Here is a 15,148-nt window from a genome sequence, read left to right on the forward strand (position 1 = left end):
CAACTGCGGCCCGACGCGAGGTCCGCGAAGCCGGTTGATCCGGCCCCCTCGACAGCGGATGAGCCCCTAAAGCTCGAGTGCCATTGAAGATTCGGATCGATGATCGATCACCGAGCCAGGCCTCCGGTATTACCAATCCTTAACTGGACGCTCATTGCACCTGCAGGCACTGTTGGCCTACACGGTCGGGAGACCATGATGATCGATCGACGAAGCCTCATTCTGGCCTCCGTGGCGGCGATGCTGCCATTGGGAGCATCGGCCGCGCGACAACCCGCGCCAAGAACCTTCGATTACGGGCCGGCCAAGCTCGACATCTATGCGCCTGACGGTGCGAGCGGCCTGCCGGTCGTCTTTTTCGTCCACGGCGGCACCTGGCAGTTCGGCAAACGCAGCCAGGTCAACGCCAAGCCGGCCTTCCTGCTCGCCAATGGGTTCTGCTTCGTCTCCATCGACTATCGCATGTTGCCCGAGGCCGACGTCGCCAGCCAGGCCGGCGACGTCGAAAAGGCCTATGCCTATGTGCGCGCCAACATCGCGCAGCATGGCGGCGATCCCGAGCGCATTGTCGGCATGGGCCACTCGGCCGGCTGCCATCTGATCGCCTTGACGGGCATGCGCGGTGGCCTGCCTGGCGTCGCGGCACTCATCCTCGACGATACCAGGGCCTATGATCTTGCCGCGCTTTCCAGCAATGGCGGCATGGTCCGGGCCTATGCCCGCGTCTTTTCCGACCCCTCGCAATGGGCCGCGCTGTCGCCCGCCAGCTATGTCGACGGCCGCAAGCATCCGCCGACCTTCATCGCCTATTCGCGCGCCGCGGACCGTGGCGAGGCCTCGAAGGCCTTTGCCGGGCGCCTGCGTGCCACCGGCACCAAGGTCACTGTGTTCGACGGCAGCGCCTATACGCATATGTCGATCAATCGAGATTTCGGCGAGGACGGCGACGCGCTGACGGCAGCGGCGCTGGCGTTCCTGAAATCGTCCGTCAGCTGACCCCGACGCGGCACAGGCATCTGAGGGACTGGATCAGATCAAAAGCGCCGGCGGGATATTGCCGCGTGGGCGTTTGCCGGTGCAACTGCTCTCTTCGATCGTCAAGCGGGAGAGAATTCCATGAACGGCGCCGATGTCCTGTGTGACGTGCTTCTGGCCAATGACGTGACGGTCTGCTTCGCCAATCCCGGCACATCCGAAATGCATTTCGTCGCAGCGCTTGACCGGAAACCGCAGATGCGTTGCGTGCTCGGCCTGTTCGAGGGCGTCGTGACCGGTGCCGCCGACGGCTATGCGCGGATGACCGATCGGCCGGCCGCGACGCTGCTGCATACCGGCCCCGGTTTGGCCAACGGCCTGGCCAACATGCACAATGCCCGGCGCGCCTTGAGCCCGATGATCAACATTGTCGGCGACCATGCAGCCTATCATTTGCCGCTAGATGCCCCGCTGACCAGCGATATCGAGAGCCTTGCCAAGCCGATGTCGAACTGGGTGCGCCGCATCGCTGGCCCTGACGATGTTGCGCCGGCGACCGAGGCGGCCTTCCGCGCCTCGCTGACGCCTCCCGGCGTGACCACCCTGATCCTGCCGGCGGATGCCGCCTGGGGCGAAGTCGGCGCCGCCTCAATCGGCAAGGTGAAACTGGCGCCGCCGCCGGCCGTCGACATGGACGCCGTGCGCACGGTCGCGGCAGCCATCCGTGCCGCTCCGGGTCGGGCGGGCATCATCGTTCGCGGACAGGTCGCGCGAGCCGATGCGCTTGCCGTCGCCGGGCAGATTTCGACGGGCAGCGATGTCCGTCTGTTCAGCGAAGTGCTGATCGCCCGGATGCAACGCGGGCGCGGTCGCGTGGCGCCGACGCGCATCCCCTATCCGATCGATGCGGCGACCGCACTGCTTAGGGATATCGACGTTCTGGTGCTGGTCGGCGCGCGCGAGCCGGTTGCCTTCTTCGCCTATCCGGGAAAGCCGGGGCGGCTTGTTCGGGAAGGCTGCCAGGTGCTGACGCTGGCCGCGCATGGCGAGGATCTCAGTGCGGCTCTGGAAGCGCTCCGCGACGAACTCGGTATCAAGCCGTCGCAGCCGACGGCGTTTGCAACCGCCTTTCCCGACGCGGCGACGCCGAGCGGCCAGCTCACGGAGGATGCGATCGCGCTGTCTGTGGCGCACAAGCTGCCGGCCGATGCGATCGTCTGCGACGAGGCGGTCACCTCGGCACGGCGTTTCTTCGCCCTGTCGGCCTTTGCCGCGCCGCACGATTACATGATGACCACCGGCGGATCGATCGGTGGGGGCATTCCGCTGGCAACGGGGGCGGCGATCGCCTGTCCGGGCCGCAAGGTGATCAATCTGGAGGCCGACGGCAGCGGCATGTACACGGTGCAGGGGCTGTGGACGCAGGCCAGGGAGAATCTAGACGTGGTGACGATCGTCTTTTCCAACCGGACCTATGCGATCCTGCATGGCGAGATGCGCAATGTCGGCGTCGGCGCGATCGGCGAGAACGCCAGGCGGATGCTTGATCTCGACCAGCCGTCGCTGGACTGGGTCTGCCTGGCCAAGGGCATGGGCGTGGAGGCAGCCCGCGCCGATACCTGCGAGCGGTTCGACGCCCTGCTGGAGAGCGCCTTGTCGCGACGCGGTCCGTTCCTCATCGAAGCGGTGCTTTGAGCACGGCGAAGGCGGAACAAACCTACCAGCGGGTCTTTTCGCCGGGAGCCGCCGGTTCGATCGCCAGCGCATGCACGCCGGCCTTCAGTTCGTCGGCAAGCAATTCGTTGACGGCGCGGTGGCGGTCGATGCGGCTCATGCCGGCAAAGGCCGAAGAGACGACGCGGACGCGAAAATGCGTCTCGCCGGTGCCGTCATAGGCGCCGTGATGGTCGGAGCCATGATGGTGATGGCCGGCATGGAGATGGCTTTCGTTGATGATGACCAGCCGGTCCGGCGAAAACGCCTTGTTGAGCTTGTCTTCCATGGTTGCCTGTATGGACATCGCCGTCTCCCTTCACCACATATGGCTGGCGCAGCAGCCGGCAAAACCAAAATCGGTCTCGCAAAAGCCGCTGCCGTGCAACAAAATCCGCCATTCGCCTGCTTTATGCCGCGATTCAGCGGTTAGGGCGATCATCGCGAAAATGTCAATTCTTGTTTCGCATTTGCGAACGCCCCATAAATGGGTGAGATGAAGCCGTATCCCAAATATTTCGAGAAGATTCGCATCCGCCCGGAGAAGGATGCGGAGCTGAAGTCGCATTCGCCGATCTGCCAGTGGGACGGCTGCAAGGAAGCGGGCACCCATCGTGCGCCGGTCGGGCGCATGAAGGAGGGCGAGTATTTCCGCTTCTGCTTCGACCATGTGCGCGAGTACAACAAGGGCTTCAACTACTTTTCCGGCGTGCCGGACACCGAGGTCGCGCGCTTCCAGAAGGAAGCCATGACTGGGCACCGGCCGACCTGGAAGATGGGCGTCAACGGCGCCTCGACGCGTTCGTCGCCGGATGTAGCCCAGATGCGCTCGGGCCGCGCCGGCTACTATAATCGCATGCGCGACCCATTCGACCTGTTCAAGGGGCCAAAGGATCCGCGCGAGGCGCGCGAGCGCAAGGCCAAGCCGCTTGAGGCCAAGGCGCTGGAAACGCTTGGCCTTGATACAAAGGCGACTGGCAAGGAGATCAAGGCGCGCTATAAGGAACTGGTGAAGCGTCATCATCCGGATGCGAATGGTGGCGACCGAGGTTCGGAAGACCGGTTCCGCGATGTGCTGCAGGCTTATCGCGTGCTCAAACAGGCGGGCCTGTGCTGAGCGACCATACGGTTCGTGTCGTTTTCCAACTTTCATAAGGTTGGAAAAGGCTCTAAGACCGCCCCCGGACAAAATCGATTGCCGGCGAAATCAGGCTTTTCGCCCGTGGAGACGTTGAGAGATATGAACAAGGTCGATCGCGACATCGCCAACCTGCCCGACACGACGGTGTCGGTGAAGGAGAAATTCGGGTTCGAGTCCAAGATGGTGGTGCCGGCCTATTCGGTGACCAGCGAGCATGTACCCGACATCGATCCGGACTATCTGTTCGACAAGAACACGACGATGGCGATCCTTGCAGGCTTTGCCTACAACCGCCGCGTCATGGTGTCGGGCTATCACGGCACCGGCAAGTCGACCCATATCGAACAGGTCGCCGCCCGCCTCAACTGGCCATGCGTTCGCGTCAACCTCGACAGCCATGTCAGCCGTATCGATCTCGTCGGCAAGGACGCGATCGTCGTCAAGGACGGGCTCCAGATCACCGAATTCCGCGACGGCATCCTGCCCTGGGCCTACCAGCACAATGTCGCGCTCTGCTTCGACGAGTATGACGCCGGCCGTCCGGACGTGATGTTCGTCATCCAGCGCGTGCTGGAATCGTCGGGCCGGCTGACGCTGCTCGACCAGAGCCGGGTCATTCGTCCGCATCCGGCCTTCCGGCTGTTCTCGACCGCCAACACGGTGGGCCTCGGCGACACCACCGGCCTCTATCACGGCACCCAGCAGATCAACCAGGCGCAGATGGACCGCTGGTCGATCGTCACCACGCTGAACTATCTGCCGCACGACAATGAAGTGAACATCGTGCTGGCCAAGGCCAAGCACTATCGCGACGGCAAGGGCAAGGACATCGTCAACAAGATGGTGCGCGTCGCCGACATGACGCGCTCGGCCTTCATCAATGGCGATCTGTCGACCGTGATGAGCCCGCGTACGGTGATCACCTGGGCCGAGAACGCCGAGATCTTCGGCAATATCGGCATGGCGTTCCGGCTGACCTTCCTCAACAAGTGCGACGAGCTGGAGCGTTCGGTGGTTGCCGAATTTTACCAGCGCGCCTTTGGCGAGGATTTGCCGGAAAGCGCCGCCAATGTGGTGCTGGGGTGAAACCACCTTATGGGAACAGCCCGCCGGACGTTCCTGTGGAGTTTTTCAATCCTGAGTTTTGGTATCTGTCAGGCAGCCATGGCCCAGAACGAACCATTCAAACCTGGGCAGATTTGGACTTACCATGGAGCGACACCGGCATCGTCGCGGGTGATCATAGGCGTGGTCGATAATTTGGAGGGCGAAAGCCAGCCGATCGTTTCGATTTCAGTCACTGATGCGCCGATACCCAATGATGGAAAGCAGCTACAAACCGTTCCTCACCTCCCTATGGCCGCCAACGTCCTGAAAGAGAGTGTGGTTGAACTTGAGGGGACTGGTCCAATTCCTGCTGGCTTTGATCATGGATACAGTCTGTGGAGACAGGCGTATGACGGCGGAAAGGGCGGCTACTTTACAATCTCGGTGGAAGAGATTGTCGGCATCCTACGCACCCAGCTTGGTCAACAGCCAGCGGTGAAATAGAGAATAGATAATGGCGGGTCCGGGCGACAATACGCGCAACAAGTCGAAGACGGGGTCTGAAGCCGACAGCTTCAAGCGCGCCGTCACCGTCTGCATGCGTGCCATCGCCGGTGATAAGGAGCTCGAAGTCGGCTTCGCCAAGGACCGGCCGGCACTTGCCGGCAGCCGCGCCCGGCTGCCCGAACTGCCGAAGAAGGCGTCCAAGGCCGACATCGCCATCACTCGAGGCCTTGGCGATTCCATGGCGCTGAAGCGCGCCTGCCATGACGTGCGGATCCACACCAAGCTGGCGCCCGAAGGCAAGCAGGCCCGCGCCGTCTACGACGCGGTCGAGCAGGCCCGTGTCGAGGCGATCGGCAGCCGCGCCATGCAAGGCGTCGCCGACAATATCGGCTCGATGCTCGAGGACAAATACGCCAAGGCTAACCTCGTCGATGTCAAGGACAAGGCCGACGCGCCGATCGAGGAAGCACTGGCGCTGATGGTGCGCGAGAAGCTGACCGGCCGTCCGATCCCGAAGAGCGGCGAGCGCCTGGTCGAGCTGTGGCGGCCCTGGGTCGAGGAAAAGGCCAGCGCCGATCTCGACGGTCTCTCGGCCAAGCTCGACGACCAGCAGGCCTTCGCCCGCGTCGTGCGCGAGATGCTCGCCTCCATGGAAATGGCGGAGGAACTCGGCGACGACCAGGAGACCGAAGACTCCGAGGACAATGACGACAACCAGCCGCAAGGCGAGGAGCAGAGCGAAGAGGGCGGTGAAGAGGATTCCGGCTCCGAGCAGTCGCAGTCCGAGGATGCCGAGGCGTCCGCCGACGACGAGCAGTCGGCTGAGACGGAAGCCTCCGACGCCACCGCCGACGACCTGTCCGACGATGACGATGCGGATGCCGAAACGCCCGGCGAGGCGCGCCGGAACGACAATCCCTTCACCAATCTGCCGAAGGAAATCGACTACAAGGTCTTCACCACGGCCTTCGACGAGACGGTCGGTGCTGAGGAGCTTTGCGAAGAGGAAGAACTCGACCGGCTGCGAGCCTTCCTGGACAAGCAGCTTGCCAATCTGTCCGGCGTCGTCGGGCGGCTGGCCAACCGGCTGCAGCGGCGGCTGATGGCGCAGCAGAACCGGTCGTGGGATTTCGACCTGGAAGAAGGCTACCTCGACCCGGCGCGCTTGGTGCGCGTCGTCATCGACCCGATGCAGCCTTTGTCCTTCAAGCAGGAACGCGACACCAAATTCCGGGACACGGTGGTGACGCTGGTGCTCGACAATTCCGGCTCGATGCGCGGCCGGCCGATCACGGTCGCCGCCACCTGCGCCGACATCCTGGCGCGCACGCTGGAACGCTGCGGCGTCTCAGTCGAGATCCTTGGTTTCACCACCCGGGCCTGGAAAGGCGGCCAGGCGCGCGAGAAATGGCTGAAGGACGGCAAGCCGCCGAACCCCGGCCGGCTCAACGATTTGCGCCACATCATCTACAAATCCGCCGATCATCCGTGGCGGCGGGCACGGCGCAATCTCGGCCTGATGATGCGCGAGGGCCTGCTCAAGGAAAACATCGACGGCGAGGCGCTGCTGTGGGCGCACAACCGGCTGATCGCGCGGCCTGAACAGCGCAAGATCCTGATGATGATCTCGGACGGCGCGCCGGTCGACGATTCGACGCTGTCGGTCAATCCGGGCAATTATCTCGAGCGCCATCTGCGCGCCGTCATCGAACTGATCGAGACGCGCTCGCCTGTGGAGTTGCTGGCCATCGGCATCGGCCATGACGTCACCCGCTATTACAGGCGCGCCGTCACCATCGTCGACGCCGAGGAACTGGCCGGCGCCATGACCGAGCAACTGGCCTCGCTGTTCGCCGAGGAAAGCGCGCGCGACACGCGGCGCGGCGGCATGCGGCGCGCCGGATGATCTTTTCGCGCGGCGGCTTCCAGCAGACGCTTTTCGCCGCCATCGCCCTATTTGCCGGCGCGGCTCCAGTGCTGGCCGGTTCGCCCGACTCGACCTCGGTTGAATCGGTCGAAATCTCGGCCCGCCCGATCACCGAATTCCAAATCGGCCGCGCTGACGAACAGTTCGGCCAATTCGAATTCGTCGGCGGCCTGGAAATGACCTCGCCGACACGCGATTTCGGGGCACTGTCGGCCTTCCGCTTTCTCAAAGGCGGCAGCGATTTCATTGGCGTTTCAGACACCGGCTTCTGGTTCTTCGGAACGGTGGTCCGCGACGCCGACAAGCGGCCGTCCGGTATCCAGAATTTCCGCATCCAGCAGATGGTCGACGAAGCGGGGCGGGCGATCGACGAGAAGTGGGAGGTCGACGCCGAAGGCCTCGCCGTCAAGGACGGCATCGCCACTGTCGGCTTCGAGCGCAGCCATCATGTTGCCCAGTTCAAGATCGATCCCAACGATATGAAGGCGCCGTTCAAGCAGCTCGATTTCCTGGTGCCGGCCCGGGAACTGCGCCAGAACCGCGGTTTCGAGACCGTCACCCACGCCAATGCCAACGGCCAGCATGAGGGCGGGCTGGTCGTCGTCTCTGAAAAGAGCCTCGACAAGGCCGGCAACATCTACGCCGCCATCATCGAAGGGCCGCACAAGGGCGTGTTTACGGTCAAGCGCAACGGCGACTTCGACATCACCGACGGCGCCTTCCTGCCGGATGGCGACCTGCTGTTGCTGGAGCGCAGCTTCTCGATGGCCCGCGGCGTCAAGATGCGGCTGCGGCGCATTTATGGCGAAAGCGTCGAGAAGGGCGCCGTCGCCGACGGGCCGGTGCTGCTTGAGGCCGACATGGGCTACCAGATCGACAATATGGAAGGGCTCGACGTCTGGACCCGCGACGACGGCGCGCTGATGGTGTCGCTGGTCTCCGACGACAACCACTCGATCCTGCAGCGCAATCTCTATCTGGAATTCATCCTGCACCAGGATTGAGCAACTCCTCAACCAGCTGACGCTCGCCTGTGGTTTTCGATGGAGCGGCTGGTCTGCTCCGCATTTGCCTTGCCAAGTCATTGACATTGAACGGTTTTCCAGCCGTGCGTTCGCGCCCCAAAATACTTTAGTCTAGACTTGACAATTGATGACGCCGCCGCAATACTCAAGTCAATGCTTAACTATTCCGAGATCGACAGCATCTTGCGGGCTCTGGTCGAGCCCACCCGCCGCCAGATCCTGGAAAGATTGAGCCGCGGACCAGCCACCGTCAGCCAGCTGGCGGAGCCGTTCGGCATGACGTTCGCCGCCGTGCTGCAACATCTGCAGGTGCTGGAGGCCTGCGGGCTGATCCGCAGCGAAAAGATCGGACGGGTGCGCACCTGCCGGATCGAACCGGGCGGGCTTGCCCCGCTCGCCGACTGGATTGCTGAACGCCGCATACCGGCGGAACGTCAGCTCGACCGACTTGGCCAGATCCTGGCCGACACAGATCAATCGCCCCCGAAAGTTCAAGATCAGGAAAAGGACGAACAGACATGAACCAGATCGCCCCCGTGAAAGACGAGCATTCCGTCATCCACTCCACATTCACCATCGAGCGGACCTATCCGCAATCGCCTGCCCAAGTCTTCCATGCCTTCGCCGACAAGGCGACCGTGCGCCGCTGGCGGATCGATGGCGATGGTTTTGCCATCGCCGAATTCAGCTTCGACTTCCGCGTCGGCGGTGGCGAGGTGTCGCGATTCAGTTATGCCGGCGGTCCGGAGATCAGGCTCGACGCGCAGTTCCAGGACATCGTTGCCGACCAGCGCATTGTGTTCTCCTACAGGATGGCGGTCGGGCCCCAGCCAATGTCGGCATCGCTCACCACCGTCGAGCTGACCCCCTCGGGCAATGGCACGCGGCTGACCTATACCGAGCAGGGCGCGTTTTTCGACGGTGTCGATTCCGCGAAAGGGCGGGAAGAGGGGACACGCGGGCTGTTGGAAGCCCTTGCCGCGGAACTCCAGAAGTCGAGGTAGACCGGACCGCGGCCCGGCTCTCGCTCAGGATCGTGGGCCGTTGGTGGCCATCCAGATGACATGGCGCGCGCCGCGCTTGCCGTTGGCGCGCGTGTTGATCTCCTCGACCGCAAAGCCAGCCTGCTTTAGCCGCCGCGTGAAGCCGCCGTCGGGGCCTTGCGACCACACCGCCAGGACACCACCCGGCCTGAGGGCGGTGCGCGCGGCTCCCAGCCCCTGCAGGCTGTAAAGCGCGTCGTTGGATTTGTGGACGATGCCTTGCGGGCCGTTGTCGACATCGAGCAGGATGGCGTTCCAGGCTGCCGGCTCAGACCGTATCAACTGGCCGACGTCGGTTTCCTCGACAGTGACGCGCGGATCGTCAAGGCAGCCGCCAAACACCTCGGCCATCGGGCCGCGCGCCCAGGCGACGACCTCCGGCACCAGTTCCGCAACGACGATGCTGGCATCATTGCCGAGTTCGGCGAGGGCGGCGCGCAAGGTAAAACCCATGCCGAGCCCGCCGATCAACATTCTCGGCCGCCGATGGTCGGCAATCCTTTGGCAAGACAGTTTTGCCAGCGCTTGCTCGGAGCCGCTGAGGCGGCTGTTCATCAGCTCATTGGTGCCGAGCATGATCGAGAATTCGGAACCGCGCCGCTTGAGGCGAAGCTCTTGCTGGCCGTCTGGGGTCTTTGCCGAATCGAGCTGGACCCAGGGGATCACGGGCTTTCTTTCTGTTTGGCGTGATCTTATCCGAAAGGCCTAGACCGCGACAGCCGGCTGGCTCCAGCGGGCGGCGAGCAGCCGGTAGGGGATGAGCGCCACAATGGCAATGATCAGCTTCACACTGAGGTCGCCGAGCGCCCAGGAGATCCAGCGCATAGCGTCGACATGGAACACACCCATCAGCGGTGCGGTTTCGAGCGCGAAACTGTCGTTGGGACCAGCAAAGGCGAAAGCGGCAGAGAAAGCGACGGTAAAGAACACGGCGGTGTCGAACACCGAGCCGACCAGCGTGCCGACGATCGGCGCCCGCCACCAGCTTTGCCGGCGCAGCCGGTTGAACACGGTGACGTCAAGCAATTGCGCGCAGAGGAACGCAGCACCTGACGCCGCAGCGATGCGCACCAGCCGGTCGGCCGCAGTCTCGAATTCGATCAGGCCGTGGCGGAACAGGAAGGGCGGGACGAGGATCGAGCAGATCACCGCCGTCATGAAGCCGACAAAGACGATCCTGCGCGCTACGGCAGGTCCGTAGCGGCGGTTGGCGAGGTCGGTGACCAGGAACGAGAAGGGATAGGTGAAGGCGCCCCAGGTCAAAAGGTCGGCCAGCGACAGGCCACCGATCTGCCCCTGCATCGGGAACTGCACGAGAATGTTCGACGCCACGACGACAAGCGCCATGGCGGCCACGAAGGGCAGGTATCGCGAGAAGGAACTCATTTTTTTATCCTGGGTAATGGAACCAGCGGAGCGCTATTCCGAAACGGAATCACGCTCGCTTTGTTTGAGCATCGGAAGCCACTTTGAAAGGCTTGGATCCGATGCCCAAGGCGGTCGTCCCCCGCCTTTAAACGATGTTAGGCAGCAGGCTGATCGGCAAGCTTCTTGGCGATCTGCTTCTTCAACAGACGCGCGCGCTGCGACAGTTCCTTGACGTCGGCCTTGGCCAGGAAGGCATCCAGACCGCCGCGATGTTCGACCGAACGCAGCGCGTTGGCCGAAATGCGCAGGCGCACGTTCTGGTTCAGCGCTTCCGAGATCAGCGTCACATTGACGAGGTTCGGCAGGAAGCGACGCCTGGTCTTGTTGTTGGCGTGGCTCACATTGTTGCCGGACATGACTGCCTTGGCAGTGAGTTCGCAGGTGCGGGACATAGTTGTAACCTTCAGTTCTCGGGTCTGCCAAACCTTTATTCCCACGCCGGGTGGCGCGCGGTTCTGGTCAGGCGGCCTTATGGAAAAAGTTGGCGTTCCATAGTTGCATTTCGCCGGTGCGTCAAGCTCCGGCATGCCCACGGACGCGCCCGGCATTTCATATTAAGGCCGGAATTCATCCTATAAGCGGTCTGACAGGGACATGCCAGCCCGGAGTTGCCCGCCTCCGGCCAAGAATCAAGGACCCGATGCCGCCATGCTTCGTTCCTCTCACGCCCTTGCTGCCGTGCTCGCCATTGCCTTGCCGTCCGCCGCCAAAGCTGCCTCGCCGCAGTCATTCAAGGGCGAGTACATCGTGTCGTTCCTTGGTCTTTCGATAGCGAAATCAACGTTTTCCAGCCACTATGAGAACGGCGCTTACGCGATCGAAGGCAGCGTCAGAGCTGCCGGTCTCGCCAGGCTGTTCGACGATACCCAGGGTACGGTCTCGTCCAAGGGCACGATCTCGGGCAAGAAGATGGTGCCGCAGGCGTTCCGTGCCGACTACACCTCGGGCAAGAGGGCATCGGTGGTCGATATCCGCTTTGCCAATGGCACGGTCACCTCGACGCAGGTCATCCCGGCGCCGGAAAAGCGCGATCCCAAGAGCTGGGTGCCGATTGGCACCGGCGACCTGGCATCGGTGCTCGATCCGATGGCCGCCACGGTCATCCACGCCGACAGCCTAGACCAGGTCTGCGGCCGCACGGTGAAATTCTATGATGGCGAGATGCGCGCCGATCTGACGCTGACCTACGCGTCGAAGGGCACGATCACGGTGCCGGGTTACAAGGGCAATACCATCACCTGCCGGATGGGCTTCGATCCGGTGGCGGGCTACCGCAAGGGCCGCAAGGCGCTCAACTACCTGAAGGACCGCAGCCGCATGATGGTGACGTTTGCGCCGCTCGGCCAAACCGGCGTATATGCGCCGATCCACGCCACGGTTGGAACGCAGATCGGCACCTTAACCATCAGCGCCAGGCGTTTCGAAGCGGTACAATAGCAGGCGCGCCACTGGGACAGAGTTGGGCGCGCCACTGGAGACAGAATGGGGCGCGCGACACTCATCGGCTTTTCGGCGGTCGCCATGTGGGCGCTGCTGGCGCTGCTCACGGATGCCTCCGGCCAGGTGCCGCCGTTCCTGCTGTCGGCGATCACCTTCTCGATCGGCACCGGAGTCGGGCTTGTCGCGCGGCTGGTCATGCCGGCCCCCGACAAGAGCCAGAAGATACCGCCGCAAGTTTGGCTGATCGGCATTGCCGGCCTGTTCGGCTACCACTTTTTCTACTTCACCGCGTTGCGCAATGCGCCGGCGGTTGAGGCGAGCCTGATCGCCTATCTGTGGCCGCTGCTGATCGTGCTTGGCTCGGCGCTGATGCCGGGCGAGCGCCTGGCCTGGAACCATGTCGTCGGCGCGCTGCTCGGCCTTGCCGGCACCGTGCTGATCGTCACCAAGGGCGGTGGCCTCGCCTTCGACGCCCGCTACGCCTTTGGCTATGCCATGGCCGCCGTCTGCGCCGTGCTGTGGTCGTCCTATTCGCTTCTGTCGCGGCGCTTCCCGTCGGTGCCGACCAGCATCGTCACCTGGTTCTGCGCCGCCACCGCGGTGCTGTCGCTCGCTTGCCACCTGACGCTGGAAAAGACCGTGCTGCCGGACGGCGCCGGCCAGTGGCTGGCCGTGCTCGGGCTTGGCCTGATGCCGGTCGGCGCGGCCTTCTACACCTGGGATATCGGCGTCAAGCGCGGCAACATCCAGGTGCTCGGCGCGGCAAGCTATGCGGCGCCGCTGTTGTCGACGCTGGTGCTGATCGCGGCCGGCGTCGCCGAGCCGTCGCTGCGCGTCCTTGCCGCCTGCGTGCTCATCACCGGTGGGGCGGCGCTGGCGGCAAAATCGCTGTTCCTGCGCAAGCCGGTCGTGACCGAAAGCGGGGCCAAGGCATGACGATGCCGTTTGCGGGCGGCATCGACGCCAATGCCAATGCGACGTTGATCTTTTCGCTGGTGGCGGCGGTGATCTACGCCTTCACATCAGGCATGCCGCCGACGCTCGCCCGCTCGGCGGCAAAGACGCTCGCCGTGGCGATGCTTGGCGTGCTGGCGGTGCTGCAAGGCGGCCCGCTGCTGCTGGTCATCGCCCTTGCGCTCAGCGCCGCTGGCGACGCCTTCCTGTCGCGCGACGGCGAAAGGGCCTTTCTCGGCGGGCTGGCCAGTTTCCTCGTCGCGCACATCGTCTATGTCGCGCTGTTCCTGCGCAGTGGCGGCGGCTTGGAACTGCTCGGTGCCGAATCGTGGCGCGGGTCGATCGCGCTGGCAATGGCGGCGTTCGCGATCGTCATGCTGGTGGCACTCTGGCGGCGTGTCGGTCCCGGCTTGCGCGTTCCGATCGTCGCCTATGTCGCGGCCATCCTCGCCATGGGCGTTTCGGCACTGACGACTGGCAGCGTCTCGATTGTCGGCGGCGCGCTGCTGTTCATGGCATCGGACGGGCTGCTCGCCACGGAGAAATTCCTGGTGGCCGCCATCTCGCCGCACCGCGTCTGGATGCGTTTCGCCGTCTGGGGTCTCTACTACGTCGCCCAACTGGCGATCACCCTGGGATTCCTGCTGAGCTAGGGGTTCTTGCTGAGTTGGGGTTGTCTCGGCTGCCAGCCGGGTTCTGCCAATTCGAAGGTGGCGAACTCAAAGCCCGGAGCGACCGTGCAGCCGACCAGGGTCCATTCGCCCTGGCTGCGCGCCGATTGCCACCAGCCTGCCGGCACGACGATCTGCGGCCGCTCGCCCGCCGCCAGGTCGATGCCGAGCACCTGCTCGAACACGGCGCCATCTTCCTCACTCATCGACAGCGCCAGCGGGGCACCGGCATGGAAATGCCAGACCTCGGTGGCGTCCTTGACCCTGTGCCAGGCCGAAACCTGGTGCTGCTCCAAAAGGAAATAGATCGCGGTCGAATGGCCGCGCGCGCCGCCGGCGCCATCGCGAAAGGTCTCCGCATACCAGCCACCTTCCGGATGCGGCTTCAGGCCGAGGATCGCGATGATTTCGGCTGCGCTGGTCATGGGTTCCGGACCATCCTGTTTTTGCTTAGAAATTATCCTTGCGCTTGCGGATTTCGGCAAACACCTCGGCGTCCGAAGCTTTCTCCAGCCCAAGATGCTTGCGGATCGCCGGGTCGTGCCAGCGCAGGAACGGATTGGTCGACAGTTCCTCGCCGATCGTCGTCGGCAGCGTCGGCTTGTTGTCGGCCCGCAACGCCTCGATCTTGGCGGCACGTTCCTTCAACGCCGAATTGGTCGGGTCGACGGTCAGCGCGAAACGGGCGTTGGAGAGCGTGTATTCGTGGCCGCAATAGATGACGGTCGCGGCGGGAAGCGCTGCAAGCTTTTTCAGCGACTCGTACATCACCGGCGGTTTGCATTCGAACAGCCGCCCGCAGCCCAGCGCAAACAGCGTATCGGCGGTGAACGCCACCTTCGATGCCGGCAAGTAGTAGGAAACGTGGCCGGCGGTATGGCCGGGCGTGGCGATCACCTCGATGCGTTCATCGCCGAGATGAACGACGGAACCCTCTTCGACGGTTTCGTCGATGCCGGGAATCTTGGCCTTTTCCGCTTCCGGGCCGATGATGCGCAGCTTGAAGCGCTCCTTCAGCGCCAGATTGGCCTCGACATGATCGACATGGTGATGCGTGGTCAGGATCATCGTCGGCGTCCAGCCGGTGCGCTTGAGCGCGGCCAGGATCGGCGCTTCCTCGGGCGCATCGATGATCGCGGTCTGGCCGCTTTTGGGGTCATGCACCAGCACGCCGAAATTGTCGCTGCGGCACATGAACTGTTCGATTTCGACCGGCATCGCATCTCTCCATTGTCGCCGCAGACATAGGGCGCCAAGGCGCCGATGTCATCCCGGAA

18 protein-coding genes are annotated in these 15,148 nt (G+C 63.6%); 12 read left to right on the top strand and 6 right to left on the bottom strand.

The window, feature by feature from the left end:
• Window positions 1-198: 198 nt before the first annotated feature.
• A complete protein-coding gene (locus HNQ71_RS27080) occupies window positions 199-996 on the top strand; it encodes an alpha/beta hydrolase (protein ID WP_184876139.1) in 798 nt (265 codons plus the stop codon).
• A 120-nt stretch (window positions 997-1,116) separates the two neighbouring features.
• Window positions 1,117-2,670 (top strand): acetolactate synthase large subunit, encoded by a 1,554-nt coding sequence (locus HNQ71_RS27085; RefSeq protein WP_184876141.1) that lies wholly within the window; start codon window positions 1,117-1,119, stop codon window positions 2,668-2,670.
• 22 nt (window positions 2,671-2,692) lie between these two features.
• Here HNQ71_RS27085 and HNQ71_RS27090 read toward each other — a convergent pair whose 3' ends face one another.
• A complete protein-coding gene (locus HNQ71_RS27090; protein WP_095084914.1) occupies window positions 2,693-2,995 on the bottom strand; it encodes a BolA family protein in 303 nt (100 codons plus the stop codon).
• Window positions 2,996-3,175: 180 nt separating this feature from the next.
• Here HNQ71_RS27090 and HNQ71_RS27095 point away from each other — a divergent pair, with 180 nt between their 5' ends.
• From HNQ71_RS27095 to HNQ71_RS27125, 7 genes are all read left to right on the top strand, one after another.
• Window positions 3,176-3,805: a J domain-containing protein gene (locus HNQ71_RS27095; RefSeq protein ID WP_184876143.1), complete on the top strand. Its 630-nt coding sequence runs from the start codon at window positions 3,176-3,178 to the stop codon at window positions 3,803-3,805.
• A gap of 123 nt (window positions 3,806-3,928) precedes the next feature.
• Window positions 3,929-4,915: a cobaltochelatase subunit CobS gene (gene cobS / locus HNQ71_RS27100; protein ID WP_095084912.1), complete on the top strand. Its 987-nt coding sequence runs from the start codon at window positions 3,929-3,931 to the stop codon at window positions 4,913-4,915.
• Between the two features lie 9 nt (window positions 4,916-4,924).
• On the top strand, window positions 4,925-5,380 hold the full coding sequence (locus tag HNQ71_RS27105; protein WP_184876145.1) for a hypothetical protein: 456 nt from the start codon (window positions 4,925-4,927) through the stop codon (window positions 5,378-5,380).
• Window positions 5,381-5,390: 10 nt separating this feature from the next.
• A complete protein-coding gene (cobT, locus tag HNQ71_RS27110; protein ID WP_095084911.1) occupies window positions 5,391-7,289 on the top strand; it encodes a cobaltochelatase subunit CobT in 1,899 nt (632 codons plus the stop codon).
• Complete coding sequence (locus tag HNQ71_RS27115) at window positions 7,286-8,314, top strand: esterase-like activity of phytase family protein (protein ID WP_184876147.1); 1,029 nt, start codon at window positions 7,286-7,288, stop codon at window positions 8,312-8,314. The genes cobT and HNQ71_RS27115 overlap by 4 nt, the downstream gene beginning before the upstream one ends.
• 174 nt (window positions 8,315-8,488) lie before the next feature.
• A complete protein-coding gene (locus tag HNQ71_RS27120; protein WP_184876149.1) occupies window positions 8,489-8,857 on the top strand; it encodes an ArsR/SmtB family transcription factor in 369 nt (122 codons plus the stop codon).
• On the top strand, window positions 8,854-9,339 hold the full coding sequence (locus HNQ71_RS27125) for an SRPBCC family protein (protein WP_184876151.1): 486 nt from the start codon (window positions 8,854-8,856) through the stop codon (window positions 9,337-9,339). Before HNQ71_RS27120 ends, HNQ71_RS27125 begins: the two co-directional genes overlap by 4 nt.
• A gap of 24 nt (window positions 9,340-9,363) precedes the next feature.
• Here HNQ71_RS27125 and HNQ71_RS27130 read toward each other — a convergent pair whose 3' ends face one another.
• The 3 genes from HNQ71_RS27130 to rpmB form a co-directional block, all read right to left on the bottom strand.
• The gene (locus tag HNQ71_RS27130; RefSeq protein ID WP_184876153.1) at window positions 9,364-10,044 is read right to left on the bottom strand and encodes a spermidine synthase family protein; all 681 of its coding nucleotides are present in this window, start codon (window positions 10,042-10,044) and stop codon (window positions 9,364-9,366) included.
• A gap of 39 nt (window positions 10,045-10,083) precedes the next feature.
• Complete coding sequence (locus HNQ71_RS27135; protein WP_095084906.1) at window positions 10,084-10,764, bottom strand: queuosine precursor transporter; 681 nt, start codon at window positions 10,762-10,764, stop codon at window positions 10,084-10,086.
• A gap of 137 nt (window positions 10,765-10,901) precedes the next feature.
• Window positions 10,902-11,198 (bottom strand): 50S ribosomal protein L28, encoded by a 297-nt coding sequence (gene rpmB / locus HNQ71_RS27140; protein WP_184876155.1) that lies wholly within the window; start codon window positions 11,196-11,198, stop codon window positions 10,902-10,904.
• 256 nt (window positions 11,199-11,454) lie between these two features.
• On the opposite strand from rpmB, the gene HNQ71_RS27145 reads away from it, so the two are divergent.
• The 3 genes from HNQ71_RS27145 to HNQ71_RS27155 are packed head-to-tail and all read left to right on the top strand — an operon-like array spanning window position 11,455 to window position 13,853.
• A complete protein-coding gene (locus tag HNQ71_RS27145) occupies window positions 11,455-12,243 on the top strand; it encodes a DUF3108 domain-containing protein (RefSeq protein ID WP_184876157.1) in 789 nt (262 codons plus the stop codon).
• 45 nt (window positions 12,244-12,288) lie between these two features.
• On the top strand, window positions 12,289-13,182 hold the full coding sequence (gene yddG, locus HNQ71_RS27150; protein WP_184876159.1) for an aromatic amino acid exporter YddG: 894 nt from the start codon (window positions 12,289-12,291) through the stop codon (window positions 13,180-13,182).
• Entirely contained in the window at window positions 13,179-13,853 is a 675-nt protein-coding gene (locus HNQ71_RS27155; protein ID WP_184876161.1) for a lysoplasmalogenase, read from the top strand. The genes yddG and HNQ71_RS27155 overlap by 4 nt, the downstream gene beginning before the upstream one ends.
• On the opposite strand, the gene HNQ71_RS27160 is transcribed toward HNQ71_RS27155, so the two are convergent.
• On the bottom strand, window positions 13,850-14,296 hold the full coding sequence (locus HNQ71_RS27160) for a cupin domain-containing protein (protein ID WP_184876163.1): 447 nt from the start codon (window positions 14,294-14,296) through the stop codon (window positions 13,850-13,852). The genes HNQ71_RS27155 and HNQ71_RS27160 overlap by 4 nt on opposite strands.
• Window positions 14,297-14,321: 25 nt before the next feature.
• Window positions 14,322-15,089 (bottom strand): hydroxyacylglutathione hydrolase, encoded by a 768-nt coding sequence (gloB, locus tag HNQ71_RS27165; RefSeq protein WP_095084900.1) that lies wholly within the window; start codon window positions 15,087-15,089, stop codon window positions 14,322-14,324.
• Between the last annotated feature and the right edge of the window lie 59 nt (window positions 15,090-15,148).

The sequence above is a fragment of the Mesorhizobium sangaii genome (assembly GCF_014207355.1).
Classification (GTDB): domain Bacteria; phylum Pseudomonadota; class Alphaproteobacteria; order Rhizobiales; family Rhizobiaceae; genus Mesorhizobium; species Mesorhizobium sangaii.